This is a genomic window from Streptomyces sp. enrichment culture (assembly GCF_964272855.1).
In the GTDB taxonomy this organism is placed as follows: Bacteria; Actinomycetota; Actinomycetes; order Streptomycetales; family Streptomycetaceae; genus Streptomyces.
The window spans coordinates 5,016,545-5,032,962 of record NZ_OZ186847.1 but is presented as its reverse complement, the minus strand read 5'-3'; the positions used below and the strand labels follow the sequence as shown (position 1 = coordinate 5,032,962).

The 16,418-nt window shown below is 71.7% G+C and carries 16 protein-coding genes and 1 tRNA gene; 9 read left to right on the top strand and 8 right to left on the bottom strand.

Going from position 1 to position 16,418, the window contains the following annotated elements:
- Window positions 1-17: 17 nt before the first annotated feature.
- Window positions 18-524 (top strand): roadblock/LC7 domain-containing protein, encoded by a 507-nt coding sequence (locus ACSU6L_RS22165; protein WP_437059329.1) that lies wholly within the window; start codon window positions 18-20, stop codon window positions 522-524.
- Between the two features lie 14 nt (window positions 525-538).
- On the top strand, window positions 539-913 hold the full coding sequence (locus ACSU6L_RS22160; RefSeq protein ID WP_437059327.1) for a hypothetical protein: 375 nt from the start codon (window positions 539-541) through the stop codon (window positions 911-913).
- A 31-nt stretch (window positions 914-944) separates the two neighbouring features.
- Here ACSU6L_RS22160 and ACSU6L_RS22155 read toward each other — a convergent pair whose 3' ends face one another.
- Together ACSU6L_RS22155 and ACSU6L_RS22150 are read right to left on the bottom strand one after the other, a co-directional pair.
- A complete protein-coding gene (locus tag ACSU6L_RS22155) occupies window positions 945-1,529 on the bottom strand; it encodes a hypothetical protein (RefSeq protein WP_437059325.1) in 585 nt (194 codons plus the stop codon).
- A gap of 95 nt (window positions 1,530-1,624) precedes the next feature.
- The gene (locus ACSU6L_RS22150; protein ID WP_073941357.1) at window positions 1,625-2,467 is read right to left on the bottom strand and encodes a MurR/RpiR family transcriptional regulator; all 843 of its coding nucleotides are present in this window, start codon (window positions 2,465-2,467) and stop codon (window positions 1,625-1,627) included.
- A gap of 134 nt (window positions 2,468-2,601) precedes the next feature.
- Between ACSU6L_RS22150 and ACSU6L_RS22145 the strand changes: the two genes are divergently transcribed.
- Complete coding sequence (locus ACSU6L_RS22145) at window positions 2,602-3,039, top strand: hypothetical protein (protein WP_437059322.1); 438 nt, start codon at window positions 2,602-2,604, stop codon at window positions 3,037-3,039.
- Between the two features lie 346 nt (window positions 3,040-3,385).
- Here ACSU6L_RS22145 and ACSU6L_RS22140 read toward each other — a convergent pair whose 3' ends face one another.
- On the bottom strand, window positions 3,386-4,774 hold the full coding sequence (locus tag ACSU6L_RS22140) for a cystathionine beta-synthase (protein ID WP_437059320.1): 1,389 nt from the start codon (window positions 4,772-4,774) through the stop codon (window positions 3,386-3,388).
- Between the two features lie 145 nt (window positions 4,775-4,919).
- Here ACSU6L_RS22140 and ACSU6L_RS22135 point away from each other — a divergent pair, with 145 nt between their 5' ends.
- The 3 genes from ACSU6L_RS22135 to ACSU6L_RS22125 all read left to right on the top strand — a co-directional run bounded on the left by ACSU6L_RS22135 (window position 4,920) and on the right by ACSU6L_RS22125 (window position 8,367).
- Window positions 4,920-5,960 (top strand): SGNH/GDSL hydrolase family protein, encoded by a 1,041-nt coding sequence (locus ACSU6L_RS22135; protein ID WP_437059318.1) that lies wholly within the window; start codon window positions 4,920-4,922, stop codon window positions 5,958-5,960.
- Between the two features lie 148 nt (window positions 5,961-6,108).
- A complete protein-coding gene (locus tag ACSU6L_RS22130) occupies window positions 6,109-7,329 on the top strand; it encodes an acetyl-CoA C-acetyltransferase (RefSeq protein WP_437059316.1) in 1,221 nt (406 codons plus the stop codon).
- Between the two features lie 273 nt (window positions 7,330-7,602).
- Window positions 7,603-8,367: a hypothetical protein gene (locus ACSU6L_RS22125; RefSeq protein ID WP_437059314.1), complete on the top strand. Its 765-nt coding sequence runs from the start codon at window positions 7,603-7,605 to the stop codon at window positions 8,365-8,367.
- Between the two features lie 82 nt (window positions 8,368-8,449).
- On the opposite strand, the gene ACSU6L_RS22120 is transcribed toward ACSU6L_RS22125, so the two are convergent.
- Window positions 8,450-8,761 (bottom strand): hypothetical protein, encoded by a 312-nt coding sequence (locus ACSU6L_RS22120; protein WP_437059312.1) that lies wholly within the window; start codon window positions 8,759-8,761, stop codon window positions 8,450-8,452.
- A gap of 103 nt (window positions 8,762-8,864) precedes the next feature.
- Here ACSU6L_RS22120 and ACSU6L_RS22115 point away from each other — a divergent pair, with 103 nt between their 5' ends.
- A complete protein-coding gene (locus tag ACSU6L_RS22115) occupies window positions 8,865-9,089 on the top strand; it encodes a DUF4287 domain-containing protein (protein WP_073941781.1) in 225 nt (74 codons plus the stop codon).
- Between the two features lie 77 nt (window positions 9,090-9,166).
- Here the strand turns inward: ACSU6L_RS22115 and ACSU6L_RS22110 are convergent, their stop codons facing one another.
- Window positions 9,167-10,084 carry a Bax inhibitor-1/YccA family membrane protein gene (locus tag ACSU6L_RS22110; RefSeq protein WP_437059310.1) on the bottom strand — a complete coding sequence of 306 codons (918 nt, stop codon included), beginning with the start codon at window positions 10,082-10,084 and terminating at the stop codon, window positions 9,167-9,169.
- Window positions 10,085-10,323: 239 nt separating this feature from the next.
- Window positions 10,324-10,406, bottom strand: a tRNA-Leu gene (locus ACSU6L_RS22105).
- A gap of 421 nt (window positions 10,407-10,827) precedes the next feature.
- Between ACSU6L_RS22105 and ACSU6L_RS22100 the strand changes: the two genes are divergently transcribed.
- Complete coding sequence (locus ACSU6L_RS22100) at window positions 10,828-11,628, top strand: ABC transporter ATP-binding protein (RefSeq protein WP_437059308.1); 801 nt, start codon at window positions 10,828-10,830, stop codon at window positions 11,626-11,628.
- Window positions 11,629-11,675: 47 nt separating this feature from the next.
- A complete protein-coding gene (locus tag ACSU6L_RS22095) occupies window positions 11,676-14,204 on the top strand; it encodes an ABC transporter permease (RefSeq protein WP_437059306.1) in 2,529 nt (842 codons plus the stop codon).
- A 74-nt stretch (window positions 14,205-14,278) separates the two neighbouring features.
- Here the strand turns inward: ACSU6L_RS22095 and ACSU6L_RS22090 are convergent, their stop codons facing one another.
- A complete protein-coding gene (locus ACSU6L_RS22090; RefSeq protein WP_437059304.1) occupies window positions 14,279-15,583 on the bottom strand; it encodes a class I SAM-dependent methyltransferase in 1,305 nt (434 codons plus the stop codon).
- A 146-nt stretch (window positions 15,584-15,729) separates the two neighbouring features.
- Window positions 15,730-16,401: a hypothetical protein gene (locus ACSU6L_RS22085; protein ID WP_437059302.1), complete on the bottom strand. Its 672-nt coding sequence runs from the start codon at window positions 16,399-16,401 to the stop codon at window positions 15,730-15,732.
- Window positions 16,402-16,418: the final 17 nt, after the last annotated feature.

Below are 16,418 nucleotides of genomic sequence, written 5' to 3'. Positions count from 1 at the left end.
CCGAGAGGAGAGAACCGATGGCGGCCGAGCCCGACATCCTCGACGAACTGCACCGGCTGAGGGCCCGCGTGCCCCAGCTGACCGGTGCCCTCGCCGCCAGCGTGGACGGACTCGTCCTCGCCCACGACACCCCCGGCGTCGAGCCGGAGGGCCTGGCCGCGCTCACCGCCGCCTCGCTGGGCGTCGCCGTGCGGCTGGCGGACGCCACCGGCCGCGGCGGGCTGCGCGAGCTGCTCGTCCGCGGCGGCCAGGGCTACGTCGCGACCTACGCGGCGGGCCGCACCGCCGTGCTGACCCTGCTCGCGCAGGACCGCGTCAACGTCGGCCGCCTCCATCTGGAGGGCCGCCGGGCCGGGGCCCGCATCGGGGAGCTGGTGGACGCCGCGGTGGCCGCCCGCGCCGAAACCGTGGGCGAGACCTCCGCGCCGGCACCGGCACCGACCACCGCACTGCCCACCAGACCGACCGTCAGAACCCCGCGCACACCGAGCACCACCGCCAACGTGCGCACCACCGAGAACTGAGAGGACACGCCACCATGGCCAACACCGAGACCGCCCTGAAGGAAGCACTCGCCTCCATCGAGGGAGCCACCGGCGTCGCGCTCGTCGACTACACCAGCGGCATGGCGCTGGGCACGCTGGGCGGCGGCAAGAGCTTCGACCTCAACGTCGCCGCCGCGGGCAACACGGACGTGGTGCGCGCCAAGATGCGCACCATGGAGCACCTCGGCCTCAAGGCGGAGATCGAGGACATCCTGATCAGCCTGACCGACCAGTACCACCTGATCCGGCTGCTCAAGGGCCGCGGCGGCAACGGGCTCTTCCTCTACCTGGCCCTCGACAGCAAGCGGGCCAACCTGGCGATGGCCCGCCACCAGCTGAAGAAGATCGAGGAGGACCTGGAGGTCTGATTCCCCGGACCGACCCCGGACCCGGGGCCGGTCAGACCAGCGCCGCAGGGCGGCGGCGCGCCCCGCCCGGGGCCGCGTCGCCCGCCGCGATGCCGGTGCTGCGGTAGCCCTTGACCACCTTTCCGGCCGGGCGTCCGCCGTTTCCGGCGAGCCAGTCCACGCGCACCCACAACAGGCCTTCCTCCGCCCGCTCCCGGCGCCCGAGCCACGCGGCCTTCAGCCACAGTCCCGCCCCGCACCCGGCGAGCAGCAGCCCGCCGGCCGCCGGTACGGCGAAGTTCGCGCCCAGCGCGGCGAGAAACGCGAGCAGCAGCCACCCGCGGTGCCCGCGCCGCCAGTTGCGGACCGTCACGGCGCGGTCCTGGAGGACGTCGTACTTCCCGGCCCGGGCGGCGCCGCGGGTGAGCGCCGTGTAGCGCCTGCGGCGGGCGCAGGCCACCGCCGCCGCGGCGACGACGAACAGCGCCGCACCCGCGTACACCCCGATCCTGCGGCCCGTCAGACCCGGGATCAGCAGGCCGATCCCGGCCGTGCAGACACCCAGCCACCACAGCGGTGCGGCGCCCGCCCGTACGACGACGGCCACCCGAGCCAGTCCCTGACCTCCGCGTGCCACGTTCCGCCTCCTCGTCGTCCTGGCACATTGCTGTCGGCCGGGCAGATTAGCGGCGGAACCTGAGACGAGTCTGAGAACCCGGGCCGTGCCGCGCGCTACTCCACGAAGAGGCCCCGGGCCGCCGCCCGCGTGTCGAACTCCTCCAGCCGGGCCTGGGCCTCCGGCAGGTCGTCGCACATCGCCTCCAGCAGCACCCGGCCGAGCAGCATCGGCGCGCAGGCGGTGTCGAAGGCGAGGCCGGTGCCGACGGCGGCCGGCAGCAGCAGGTCGGAGACCTTGGCGACGGGCGCGAAGGCGGAGTCGGCGACGGTCACCACGGTCAGGCCCGCGTCCTTGGCGTAGCCGAGGGTGTCGACGACCTCGCGGGGGTGCCGGGGCAGCGCGAAGCAGAGCAGGGCGCTCGCACCGGCGCGTACGGCGCCGTCGATCCGGTCCTGGATCATCGTGCCGCCCTCGTTGAGCAGCCGTACGTCGGGGTGGACCTTGGCGGCGAAGTAGGCGAAGCCGTGCGCCTGGGCGGCGGCCGCGCGCAGGCCGAGGACGGGCAGGGGGCGGCTGGCGGCGAGGATCCGGCCCGCGCGCTGCACCGGCCGCGGGTCGGCCAGCGCCTCGGCGAGGTGTCTGAGGTTCTCGATCTCGGCCTCGACGGCCTGCTGGTACTCGTTGAACGCGCCGCCCTCCGCGGGCGGTTCGGCGGGCGCGACCTCGCGCAGGTGGCGGCGCAGCGCCGGGTAGCCGTCGAAGCCGAGGGCGACGGCGAAGCGGGTCACGGACGGCTGGCTGACGCCGGCCAGCTCGGCGAGTTCCACGCTGGACAGGAACGGCACGTCGGCGGCGCGGCGCACCATGCTGTGGGCGATCCGGCGCTGGGTCGGCGTGAGCCGGTGCCCCTCGAAGAGCGCCTGCAGGCGTGCGGCAGGGCTGTCGGTCGGGCTCATGCCGTGCTCCCCCTCGTCTGAAAGATCCGTTGCCCTATTCAGGTAACGAGAACTCTGCATGCTCCTATGCAGCCGGGCAACAGGGGGGCTGTCCCCAGTGCGCCAGGCGCGGCCCGCTTCCTACGGTGAGAGGCATGACAGGCATCGACGACGGGCGGGACACCGACCTGAAGAGGGAACTCGACGCCACCCTGCGGGCGCGCCGGGAACTGGGCGAGGAGTACGAGTCCGCGCTGGTCGACTCCTTCCTGGAGAAGGTCGACCAGCGCATCGACGGCGCGATCGAGCGCCGGGTGCGGCGGCGGCTGGCCGAGGAGCAGCTGGCGGCGGCCCGGGACACCCGGGCACCCGGCGACGCGGACTCCTGGGGCGAGCGCTACGGCTTCGGCATCGTCTCGCTGGTCCTGGCGATCCCGCTGTCCGCCATCGGCGGCGGCATCGGGGGTCTGCCCGGTCTGATCGCCGCGTGGGCGGGCGTCGTCGGCGTGAACGTCGTCCAGGCGGCCCGCACCAATCCGGGCCTGTTCCGCCGGGGCGGCAGGGAGGACGGCGACCCCGGCCCGAAGGACTGAGGCCGCCTCCGGGGCCCGGGAAGACATGCGCGGGGACCGCCGCACCCCCGTTTCCGGGGGGCGGGACGACGGCGGTCCCCGCGAGGGACGCGGGACGGGTCAGGCCCGTGGCGCGTCCGAGGCGTCGATGGAGGTCCGGGAGCCGCTCCGGAGGTCCTTGACGCCGCTGGTCGCCGGCCCGGGCGGGGAGCCTCCCCCCGCCCTGCCGACAACCCCACTCTCTCCGACCCGTGTTAAGCGGGTGCTGCGCGAACGTGACACCCTCGTACCACTTCCGCGCGGCCGAATCCCCCTCACGTCACCGCGAGTTCGCCGCCGACGCCCGCGGTTCACCGCGAGTTGGCCGCTACTTGGCGCTCTTGGCGAGGAAGGCGAGCAGGTCCTGCCGGCTGACCACACCGGTCGGCTTGCCCTCGACGAGCACGATGGCGGCGTCCGCCGTGCCGAGCACGGACATCAGGTCGCCGACCGGCTCACCGGAGCCGACCTGCGGCAGCGGGGCCGACATGTGCTTCTCCAGCGGGTCCTCGAGCGAGGCCCGCTTGGCGAACAGCGCGTCCAGCAGCTCGCGTTCGACGATGGAGCCGACGACCTCGGCGGCCATCACGTCCGGGTGACCGGCGCCCGGCTTCACCACCGGCATCTGCGAGACGCCGTACTCGCGCAGCACCTCGATGGCCTGCCCCACCGTCTCGTCCGGGTGCATGTGGACGAGGGACGGGATGGAGCCGCCCTCCTTGTCGTTCAGCACGTCCGCGACGCGGGCGCTCGGGCCGGCGTCCTCCAGGAAGCCGTAGTCGGCCATCCACTCGTCGTTGAAGATCTTGCTGAGGTAGCCGCGGCCGCTGTCCGGCAGCAGTACGACGACCACGTCGTCCTCGGTCAGCCGCTCGGCGACGCGCAGCGCGGCCACGACCGCCATGCCGCAGGAGCCGCCGACCAGCAGGCCCTCCTCCTTGGCGAGGCGGCGGGTCATCTGGAAGGAGTCCTTGTCGGAGACGGCGACGATCTCGTCGGCGATCTCACGGTCGTAGGCGGTGGGCCAGAAGTCCTCGCCGACGCCCTCGACGAGGTACGGCCGCCCCGAGCCGCCGGAGTACACGGACCCCTCCGGGTCGGCGCCGACGACCCGCACCCGGCCCTCGCTGGCCTCCTTCAGGTAGCGGCCGGTGCCGGAGATGGTGCCGCCGGTGCCGACGCCCGCCACGAAGTGGGTGATCCGGCCCTCGGTCTGCTCCCACAGCTCGGGGCCGGTGGAGTGGTAGTGGGAGAGCGGGTTGTTCGGGTTGGAGTACTGGTCCGGCTTCCACGCGCCCGGCGTCTCACGGACCAGCCGGTCGGAGACGTTGTAGTAGGAGTCCGGGTGCTCGGGGGCGACCGCGGTCGGGCACACGACCACCTCGGCGCCGTAGGCGCGCAGCACGTTGATCTTGTCGGTGCTCACCTTGTCGGGGCAGACGAAGATGCACTTGTAGCCCTTCTGCTGGGCCACGATCGCCAGCCCCACCCCGGTGTTGCCGCTGGTGGGCTCCACGATCGTGCCGCCGGGCTTGAGCTCGCCGCTCTGCTCCGCCGCCTCGATCATGCGCAGGGCGATGCGGTCCTTCACGGACCCGCCCGGGTTGAAGTACTCCACCTTGGCCAGGACGGTCGCCTTGATGCCCTTGGTCACGCTGTTGAGCCGCACCAGCGGGGTGTTGCCGACGAGGCTGATCATCGAGTCGTGGAACTGCACCGTTGTCTCCGGTTGCTGCAAAAGATGTGGTCGTGGTGCCGCCAGCCTACGGCCCAGGGGCGTCGTTCACTCACTGTTGCGATTGGCGGACGGCCGGTACGGGGCAAGGAGTGGATGTACGGCTACGAGGAGGTGGCGGCGACGCATGACCAGCATGTCGAGGGCGAGGGTGGCGCGGCGCATCGCGGCCGGCGCGGCGTACGGCGGCGGCGGCATCGGCCTGGCCGGGGCGGCGGTCGTCGGGCTGCTGCTGGCGGAGGCGCAGATGGCGAGGCGCCAGGTGCTGGCCAACGGTTCCTCCCCGTACGTGCCGAGGGCGGACGGACTGTACGGCGGCGGCTACGCCACACCCGGCGAGGAACCGGTCCGGCTGACCCTGCTGGGCGACTCCACCGCCGCCGGGCAGGGCGTCCACCGGGCCGGGCAGACCCCCGGCGCGCTGCTGGCCTCCGGCCTCGCCGCGGTCGCGGAGCGGCCGGTGCTGCTGCGCAACGTGGCCGTGCCGGGCGCCATGTCGGACGATCTCGACCGGCAGGTGGCGCTGGTCCTCTCCGGCCCGGCCCCGGTGCCCGACGTGTGCGTGATCATGGTCGGGGCGAACGACGTCACCAACCGGATGCCGCCCACCCGCTCGGTACGGCATCTGGCGGGGGCGGTCCGGCGGCTGCGCACGGCCGGCGCGGAGGTGGTCGTCGGCACCTGCCCGGACCTCGGCACCATCGAGCCGGTGCAGCAGCCGCTGCGCTGGCTGGCCCGCCGGGTCTCGCGCCAGCTGGCGGCCGCGCAGACCATCGGCGTGGTCGAGCAGGGCGGCCGTACGGTCTCGCTGGGCGATCTGCTGGGCCCCGAGTTCGCCGCGAACCCGCGCGAGCTGTTCGGCCCGGACAGCTACCACCCTTCGGCGGAGGGGTACGCGACCGCGGCGATGGCGGTGCTGCCGACGGTGTGCGCCGCGCTCGGCCTGTGGCCGGCCGAGGAGGAGCGCCCGGACGTCTCCCGCCGCGAGGGCTTCCTGCCGGTGGCCCGCGCCGCCGCGGAGGCGGCCTCCGAGGCGGGCACCGAGGTCACGGCCGCGATGCCGACCGGCCCGCGCGGCCCCTGGGCGCTGCTGAAGCGGCGGCGCAGGCGGCGGGTGCCGGAGGCGGAGCTGGACCCGCACTCCCCTGAGGCGCAGACCCGCGCCTGAGCCCCGGCGCGACTGCCAAGCAAGCGCTTAGAAAGTTGCGGCCCATGTCACACCGCCGACAGCGTGACCTCGTCCATACGTACGGGTAACTTCCCAACCAGCCCTTCTCAACCAGCCCTGCCAATTCCCGTACGCCAATGGAGCCGTGATGCCCGAAGCCGTGATCGTCTCTGCCGCCCGCTCCCCCATCGGCCGCGCCTTCAAGGGCTCCCTCAAGGACCTTCGCCCGGACGACCTCACCGCCACGATCATCCAGGCCGCCCTCGCCAAGGTCCCCGAGCTGGACCCGAAGGACATCGACGACCTGATGCTCGGCTGCGGTCTGCCCGGCGGCGAGCAGGGCCACAACCTCGGCCGGATCGTCGCCGTACAGATGGGCATGGACCACCTGCCGGGCTGCACCGTCACCCGCTACTGCTCCTCCTCCCTGCAGACCTCCCGGATGGCCCTGCACGCCATCAAGGCCGGCGAGGGCGACGTCTTCATCTCCGCGGGCGTGGAGACGGTGAGCCGCAGCGTCAAGGGCACCTCCGACGGCATGCCGGACACCCAGAACCCGCTCTTCGCCGACGCCGTGGCCCGCACCGCCGCCGTCGCCGAGTCCGAGGGCGCGACCTGGCACGACCCGCGCGAGGACGGCCTGCTGCCCGACCCGTACATCGCCATGGGCCAGACCGCCGAGAACCTGGCCCGCCACTGGGGCGTCAGCCGCCAGGAGATGGACGAGTTCGGCGTCCGCTCGCAGAACCTCGCCGAGGAAGCCATCAAGAACGGCTTCTGGGAGCGCGAGATCACCCCGGTCACGCTGCCCGACGGCACGGTCGTCTCCAAGGACGACGGCCCGCGCGCCGGCGTCACCGTGGAGGCCGTCTCCGGCCTGAAGCCGGTCTTCCGCCCCGACGGCCTGGTCACCGCCGGCAACTGCTGCCCGCTGAACGACGGCGCCGCGGCCCTGATCATCATGTCGGACACCAAGGCCCGCGAGCTGGGCCTGACCCCGCTGGCCCGGATCGTCTCCACCGGCGTCTCCGGCCTCTCCCCCGAGATCATGGGCTACGGCCCGGTGGAGGCCAGCAAGCAGGCGCTCCGGCGCGCCGGCCTGACGATCGACGACATCGACCTGGTCGAGATCAACGAGGCGTTCGCCGCGCAGGTGATCCCCTCCTACCGCGACCTGAACATCCCGCTGGAGAAGCTGAACGTCAACGGCGGCGCCATCGCCGTCGGCCACCCCTTCGGCATGACCGGCGCCCGCATCACCGGCACGCTCATCAACTCCCTCCAGTGGCACGACAAGCAGTTCGGCCTGGAGACCATGTGCGTCGGCGGCGGCCAGGGCATGGCGATGGTCATCGAGCGCCTGAGCTGACCCACCCCTGGGTGACCGCCGGGGCACCCACCGTCACCTGACGGCCCAGAACCCGAGAACCACCAGGGTTCTGGGCCGTTTTGTGATCCAATTTCCCTCAGGATGTGACCTATCTCCCTCGGTACAGGAACTGCCCAGGTCAGAGGCGCACCACCGGGCTCCCCAGACGCAAAGTCCTGTCCGTTTCGTGACGTTACGCACTGACAGCTGGTTAGTTCACCCATCAAGCTGATGTAGGAAGTCGGGGGCCGACCTTGAACCGGGAGTACGTCAGTGAGCGCCATGCCGATCGCCCTGCTGGTCACCACGGCCGCCACCGGCGCCGTGGGCGTCGCCGTCCTGCGCACCCTCATGCAGCTGCGCCGCCAGGTCGCGGCCCTGCACACCGAGCTGACCGAGGCCCGCGCGGCCCGCGTCCACGTCCCGGCCGCGCGGACCAACGCCGACACGGACGAGATACGCGCCGCCGTCGCCGAGGCACTGGCCGAGGAGCGTGAGCGGGAGCTGGCCGAGGCCCGCGCCTTCTGGGCCGCCCAGGAGGCCCGCGGCGCCTCCGACGCGCCGTCCCTGCTCTCCCTGAACGACAGCGACCTGTTCCTGCCGCGCCAGGCCGACTTCGTGGGCCTGGAGCCGGCCACCGAGGCCGACGAGTACGCCGGGGAGTCCCCGGAGCTGGCCGCCGCCCGCCGCCGTCACCCCTCCCACCCGGACTTCGTCCCCGTCGCGTCACCCGTCGTGAACGACCACGAGCGCACGGTCGCGACGCTGGAGGAGCTGGCCGCCTCGCGCACCGAACTCACCGACGTCCGCCCGGGCCCGCTGGGCACCCTCGACGTCTACGTCTTCGCCGACGGCACCACTCTCTGCATGACCCCCGGCCACCGCGAGACCGCCGAACGCCTCGCCGCCGCCCTCACCGCCGGCGAGACCCCGGTCCTCCTGGGCGGCTCCGGCGTCTCGGGCGCGTACACCCTGACGTTCGAGTGCGGCGAGGAGAACGTCTACATCCTGGCGGACAGGGTCATCGCGAGCCTGTAGCTCTGACGCGCCGGGGACCGCGACGCCCTGAAGGGGCGCGGGGAACCGCGCGATCGACCACAGACGCACCCGCCGCCGACGCTCAGATCCCCGCCCGCTTCTGCGCGTCCTCGACCAACCGCACGGCGTCAGCGACCTCGGCGTCACTCCGCAACACGACCGCGAGGTCATGCGCGGCGACAATCACTTGATCAGCCGCCGCGAACATCCCCGCGTCCGGCATCACCCGAGGCTCAACCCCCGGCGTCTCCAGCTCCTGCGCCCACCGGGCAAGCTCCCTGGCCAACTCCAAAGCCGCAGCGGCAGCGCTCCGCTGCAGGCGACTCTGCGGCGCGGCCCTCAGACGATCGGCGAAGTGATCCACCGCACGGGTCAAAGGCGTCGTATCAACCACGCCGCGACCCTACGCCCCGTACCGGGACTGTTGCCAACGGGCGAACGCTCAGGCACGGTGACTTGAAGGACCGGCTTACATCCCCTTGCGTATGGAGGCGCCGATGTCCCAAGTCTTCTCCGAGGAGACCCACCGCAATCTGCTCGCCCGCATCCCCCATTGCACCGGTCGTGAAGTCGCCGACTGGCTGCGCACCGTCGAGGACGGTCCCGCGCTCCGTTTCGAGGAGAAGGTCAGCTGGCTGCGCCACGAGTACGACCTGGCGTACGGCCACGCCAAAGCCCTCATCCACGAGTACGACCTGAGGAGGGCGGCGCGCAGGTTGTGAGTGCGCCGCGCACAGCGAAGGGCCCCGGGACGAACCCGGGGCCCTTCGTCGTGTCACTGCCTCACATCCTGGGCCGGTCAGTCGTCACCCGAGAAGATGGCGACCAGCCGCAGCATCTCGATGTAGATCCACACCAGGGTCATGGTCAGGCCGAACGCGGCCAGCCAGGACTCCTCGCGCGGCGCGCCGTACGCGATGCCGTCCTCGATCTGCTTGAAGTCGAGGGTCAGGAAGAACGCGCCGAGCACGATCGCGAGAATGCCGACGATCGCACCGAGCGGGCCCATGCTGCGCAGTCCGCCGTCCTCGGCGACGCCGAAGACGACCAGCAGCAGGTTGACCGCCATGACCAGGACGAACGCCAGGGCGATCGTCATGCCGATGCGGGCGTAGCGCGCGGTGACGCGGACCCAGCCGGCCTTGTAGACCAGCAGCGTGGCGCCGGAGACGGCCATGGTGCCGAGGACCGCCTGGAAGGGCGCGCCGGACCACTGGCTGTTGAACATCTCGCTGATCACGCCGAGGAAGACGCCCTCGAAGGCGGCGTACGACAGGATCAGCGCGGGGGACGCCTTGCGCTTGAACGACTGGACCATCGCCAGGACGAAGGCGACCAGCGCGGCGCCGATGGCCAGGCCGTAGCTGGTCGACGACACCGGCAGCAGGGCCCAGGCGAGGACCGCGCCGACGACGACGGTGCCGAGCGTCATGGCCGAGCGCATGACGACGTCGTCCATCGTCATCCGGTTGCCGGTGGCGACCGGGGCCTGCGGGGCGCCGTGCTGGACGTCCTGGCCGTACGGGTTCTGGGCGTAAGGGTTCTGCGCGTACGGGTTGCCGCCGGCGCCGGGCTGGGCGTAGGGGTTGCCCGTGGCGTACGGGTTGCCCTGCGTGCCTACCGCTGCGCCCCCGGCCTGCGGCGCGGTGTTGAAGCCCGCGTAGCCGTTGTCGCGGCTGAACCCCCGTCGCGAGAAGACCGGGTTGCTGCTCCTCATTTCACTCCTCCATGGCCACCCTGCGTAGCCTTGGCTCAAGAGTAATAGACAGGCAAAGGAATGACCCTAGTGCTTGGGGAGGATCTTTCCCCCCACATGCTGGGCAACACGCTACGCGTCCGGGTGATTCCCGGCACGTGAGGGACCGAACCGTGGCCCCACGGTGACGATCTCGTCACCGTGGGGCCGGTGCGGTGAAGACTTCAATGCATGCTGCACGCAGTGTGAAGGCGTCGGAGTGCCCGGAACCGGACTCGAACCGGTACGCCCGCGAGGGGCAGCGAGGTTTAAGCTCGCCGTGTCTGCATTCCACCATCCGGGCAGGCCATGGGCTCCGCATCGAGATCCCGAGCCTATCGGGGCAGGTCCCCCGAACAGCGGACCGACGGACCGATGTTGTCTTATTTTATTGACGTCTGAGGGTGCATCAGCACTCGGAACACGCCATCCTCACTTGCCAATAGCCTTACGTGCGCCGCCCGGCCGTGTACGCGGAATGACGGAATTTCACCGCCCGAAGAAGGGCGCACCACCTGTTCTCGGCCCGCTCACCCGTCGTGCGCGGCCGTCGCGCCGATCCGCCGGCGGCTCAGGGTCGGCCGTCATCCCCAGGTATGACACGGGCCCGCCCGGTCCGACCGAAGTCGCCCCCCGGAACCGGAACAGCGGCTGACTACACGGCGCCCCGTGACCGGAACGATGGATCACGTCCTCGATCCCCGTCCCGACAGGAGCGCCTTCCCGTGACCACGACTCCCCTCGCCGCCCGGACCACCGCGGTGGCCGCCCGTGCCACGGAGCTGTCGAAGATCTACGGACACGGCGAGACCCAGGTGGTCGCCCTGGACCGGGTCTCCGTCGAGTTCCGGCAGGCCGAGTTCACCGCGATCATGGGCCCCTCCGGTTCCGGCAAGTCCACCCTGATGCACTGCGTGGCCGGCCTGGACACCTTCTCCTCCGGTTCCGTGCGCATCGGCGACACCGAACTGGGCTCGCTGAAGGACAAGCAGCTCACCAAGCTGCGCCGGGACAAGATCGGCTTCATCTTCCAGGCCTTCAACCTGCTGCCGACCCTGACCGCGCTGGAGAACATCACCCTCCCGATGGACATCGCGGGCCGCAAGCCGGACAAGCAGTGGGTGGACACCGTGATCCGGATGGTCGGCCTGTCCGACCGGCTCAGCCACCGCCCCGCCCAGCTCTCCGGCGGCCAGCAGCAGCGCGTCGCGGTCGCCCGCGCCCTCGCCTCCAGGCCGGACATCATTTTCGGCGACGAGCCGACCGGAAACCTCGACTCCCGCTCGGGTGCCGAGGTGCTGGGCTTCCTGCGCAACTCGGTGCGCGAACTGCAGCAGACCGTGGTGATGGTGACCCACGACCCGGTGGCGGCGGCGTACGCGGACCGCGTGGTGTTCCTCGCGGACGGCCGGATCGTGGACGAGGTGTACGGGCCGACGGCGGAGTCGGTGCTGGACCGCATGCGGCATCTTCCCGGGGGGAACCCCCGGACCCCCGAGTTCGACGGCAAGGGCCGCACCAGCTGACGTGCCGGCGTCGATTCCCGCCACCCACCCTGGACTGAGAAGAAACCATGTTCCGTACCGCCTTGCGCAACGTACTCGCGCACAAGGCCCGGCTCCTGATGACCGTGCTCGCCGTGATGCTCGGCGTGGCCTTCGTGTCGGGGACCCTGGTCTTCACCAACACCATCTCCGACGCCTACCAGAAGAGCTCCGCCAAGGGCTTCGACCAGATCGACGTCGCCGTACAGCCGAAGTACCAGGACGCCGAGGGCGACAAGGTCGGCAAGCCGGCCGAGCTGAACCAGGCGGTGCTCGACGAGAGCGCCTCGGTGCCGGGCGCCGCCCGCGCCATCGGCGTCGTCCGCGGCTTCGCCGCGATCGCCGACAAGGACGGCAAGCTGGTCGGCGGCGGCTTCCAGTCGCAGGGCGGCAACTACTGGGGCACCGAGGACCCGCGCTACCCGCTCGTCGAGGGCCACGCCCCCAAGGGCCGCGGCGAGATCCTCATCGACTCCGAGACCGCCGAGCGCACCGGCTACCGGGTCGGCGACACCCTGCGCCTGTCGGTGGACGGCCCGGTGCTGACCCCGAAGATCTCCGGCGTCTTCACCACCGACGACGGCAACGTCGCCGCCGGCGGCAGCCTCGCCCTCTTCGACACGCAGACCGCGCAGCGGCTGTTCGGCAAGCCGGGCACCTACGACGAGATCGCCGTCACGGCGAAGGCCGGTGTCACCCAGGCCGCGCTCAAGGCGGAGCTGGACAAGGCGCTGCCGAAGGACGTCGCCGAGACCACCACCGGCAAGCGGCTCGCCGACGACCAGTCGGAGGCGATCGCCTCCTCGATGAGCGGGATGAAGCAGGGGCTGCTGGTCTTCGCCGGGATCGCGCTGTTCGTCGGCACGTTCATCATCGCCAACACCTTCACCATGCTGGTCGCCCAGCGCACCAAGGAACTGGCGCTGCTGCGCGCCGTCGGCGCCTCCCGCCGCCAGGTCACCCGGTCGGTGCTGATCGAGGCGTTCGTGGTGGGTGTGGTCGCCGCCGTGACCGGCCTCGTCGCGGGCATCGGCATCGGCGCCGGACTGCGCTCCCTGATGGGCTCGCTCGGTGAGACGGTGCCCGACGGGCCGCTGGTGATCACCCCAGGCACGGTCCTCGCCGCCCTCGCGGTCGGCGTCCTGATCACCATGCTCGCCGCCTGGCTGCCCAGCCGGCGCGCCGCGAAGATCCCGCCGGTGGCGGCGATGAGCAGCGTGCACGCCCAGGCGACGGTGAAGTCGCTGGTGCTGCGCAACACGATCGGCGCGCTGTTCGCCGCCGCGGGCGTCACCGTCGTCCTCGCAGCGACCACCATGGGCGGCTCGGACGGCCAGGCCCCGATGGGCCTCGGCGCCTGCCTGCTGATCATCGGCGTGTTCGTGCTGACCCCGCTGCTGTCCCGGCCACTGATCGCCGCCGCGGCGCCGGTGCTGCGGATCTTCGGGGTGTCGGGCAGGCTGGCCCGCCAGAACTCGGTGCGCAACCCGCGCCGTACGGCCGCCACCGCCTCCGCCCTGATGATCGGCCTGACCCTGATCACCGGCATGACGGTGATGGCGGGCAGCCTGCAGAAGTCGATCGACAAGATGGCCTCGGACGCGATCCGCGCGGACTACGTCGTCTCCATGGCGAACTACAACCCCCTCTCCCCGGACGTCGACAAGAAGCTGAAGGAGACCGAGGGCGTCACCGCCACCAGCCCGCTGCGCAACGCGCCGGCCCGGATCGACGGCGACACCGAGTACCTGACCGGTGTCACCGGCACCACCATCGGCGACCTGACCGAGCTGCCCGTCGACGACGGCGCGTTCGAGGTCGGCGGCGACCGGGTCGTCGTGGACGACGGCACCGCGAAGACGCACGGCTGGAAGGCGGGCTCGGTCTTCACCGCCTCGTTCGAGGACGGCGAGAAGGAGAAGCTGACCGTCGCCGGTGTCTACCAGGCCAACGAGATGATGCGCGGCATCATGCTCGATCTCTCCGTCCTCACCCCGCACCAGAGCGACCCGGTCGACATGCAGGTCATGGTGAAGACCGACGACGGCGCGTCCGAGGCGACGAAGGACCGCCTGGAGAAGGCCCTCGGCAGCAACCCGGCGATCAAGGTCCAGGACAAGAGGGACATCTCCAACGAGATCGCGAGCATGTTCACCCTGATGCTGAACATGCTGTACGGCCTGCTGGCCATGGCGGTGATCGTCGCCGTCCTCGGCGTCATCAACACCCTGGCGATGTCGGTCTTCGAGCGGTCCCAGGAGATCGGCATGCTCCGCGCGATCGGCCTGGACCGCAAGGGCATCAAGCGGATGGTCCGCCTGGAGTCCCTGGTCATCTCCCTCTTCGGCGGCGTGCTCGGCATCGGCCTCGGCGTGTTCTTCGGCTGGGCGGCCGGTGAGCTGCTGGCGAGCAGGATGGCGACGTACGAACTGGTCCTGCCCTGGGCGCGGATGGCGGTGTTCCTGCTGCTGGCGGCCACCGTGGGCGTCCTGGCCGCCCTGTGGCCGGCCCGGCGCGCGGCACGCCTGAACATGCTGGCGGCGATCAAGTCGGAGTAGCGGCGGCAGCCGTCACCACGACACCCAGGGCCCCGCTCCGCAAGGGAGCGGGGCCCTGACGCACTCCTCCTCGCTCAGGCGACGTTCCAGGTGCGCGCCCGCAGCGGCATCCCGGAAGCCCCCGGCTCCGGGGTGCGCACGGCGAGCACCTGGTTGACGCCGATGCGGTTGCGCTCGAAGGACAGCGCCGAGGCGGCCATGTACAGCCGCCAGACCCGGGCCCGGCCGGGGCTCGTCAGTCGCACGGCCCGCTCCCAGCCCTCCTCCAGACGTCTGACCCAGCTGCGCAGGGTGAGTGCGTAGTGCTCGCGGATCGACTCCACGTCCCGCACCTCGAACCCGGCGCGCTCCAGCTGGGTCACGGTGGTGCCGACGGGCGCCAGCTCCCCGTCGGGGAAGACGTAGGCGTCGATGAACTCGTCGACGTTGTACGCCGACTCGTCGCGCTGCGGCCGCCGCGCGATCTGGTGGTTGAGCAGCCGCCCGCCCGGCTTGAGCAGGGCGTACAGATGCTCGGCGTACTCCAGGTACCGCTCGGCCCCGACATGCTCGGCCATCCCGATCGACGAGATCGCGTCGTACGGCACGTCGGTGACGTCCCGGTAGTCCTGCACCCTGATCTCCACCCGGTCGGTCAGCCCCTCGTCGGCGACGCGCTTGCGGGCGTAGGTGGCCTGCTCCTGCGAGAGTGTGATGCCGACGACGCTCACCCCGTGCTCGCGGGCGGCGTGAATGGCCATGGAACCCCAGCCGCAGCCGACGTCGAGCAGCCGCTGACCGGGCTTCAGACCAAGCTTCCGTGCGACCAGTTCGAGCTTGTCCCGCTGGGCGTCCTCCAACGTGCCGCCCTCGGCCTCGGGGGCCTCCCAGTAGGCGCACGAGTACACCATGGACGGCCCGAGAACGAGCTCGTAGAAGTCGTTGCCCACGTCGTAGTGATGGCTGATGGCCCGCTTGTCGCTGCGCCGGGTGTGCTGGCCCCGCCGCCGCCGGACCTCCTCGCGGGGCGGGGCGGGCGGCAGCGCGGGCCCCGCCATCCGCAGCAGCCCGCGCACGGTGGCCCGCACCTCGGGGTCCCGCAGCGCCTGCGCGACCGTCCGGGCGTCCTCCCCCCGCTCCCAGAGGAGCCCCGCCATCAGACCGAGCGCGGTGTAGAGGTCGCCCTCGACCTCGAGGTCCCCCGCGACCCAGGCCCGGGCCAGCCCCAGCTCCCCCGGCTTCCACAACAGCCTGCGCAACGCCCGCCGATTGCGCACCACCAGCGCCGGCGCGCCCGGCGGCCCTGCCTGCGATCCGTCCCAGGCGCGGATACGCATAGGCAGCGGCGCCCCCAGCATCTGCTCGACGAGCCCCTTCAGCCGCGGCGCGGCGTCCGACATGGTGCACACCTCCGTGACAGCGATCCCGGAAAGTCCGACACCACGTAAACACCTACGGGGTCCCATCGCAGTCCCCCACGCGCGTCACGTCTGAGCAAAACCCCCGTATTGCCCGCCCGGTGAGCCCTCGGCGTGATCCGGTCGCCTCAGAGCACGGCGGCGCTCTCCAGCACCGCGTCCGCCGTCTCGTCCTCTGGGGCTGTGGCCGGCTGGACGACGGTGAGGAGGAACGCGGTCCGGGTGTCGTCGACGGCGATGACCGTCAGGCGGAGGTGGCCTGTTGAGCCCTCTTCGTCCGCCACCCGCAGGGCGACCGTGTGTGCGGGCCGGCCGTCGGTGGTGGTGGGCTCGGACCGGGTCACGGTCGAACCGCCGTCGGGGTAGAAGAACTCGGCGTTGGAGCGGGCCCACCGCTCGGTGTACATCTTCAGGCCGTCGTCCGGGACCGCGCCGCCCCGGCCGGCGAGGACGACACTGCCGCCTTCTCCGCCGGTGTGCTCGTGGGTGATCGAGGACGTGAAGCTGTCGATCAGGTCGCCGTCGCTGCGCTTCCAGCCCTCGGGGAGGGCGTACGACAGGCCGGCCGCCGTGTCCTTCACGCGGGGCCGTCCGGCCAGCGGACCGTCTTCGCCGTCGTGCGCCGCCCGCCAGAGGGCGAGACCTCCGGCGGCCAGGGCCAGGACCAGCGCCGGCACCACGGTGATCGCGAGCTTCGGGCGGCGCTTCGGGCCGGTGGGCGGCTGCTGGAGGACGGGGGTCATGGTCATGCCGTCAGCTTCGCCGAGCCGGCCGGGGCGGGCCTGAGCGGTCGTACTCATGCGCGTACTCAGCTTCG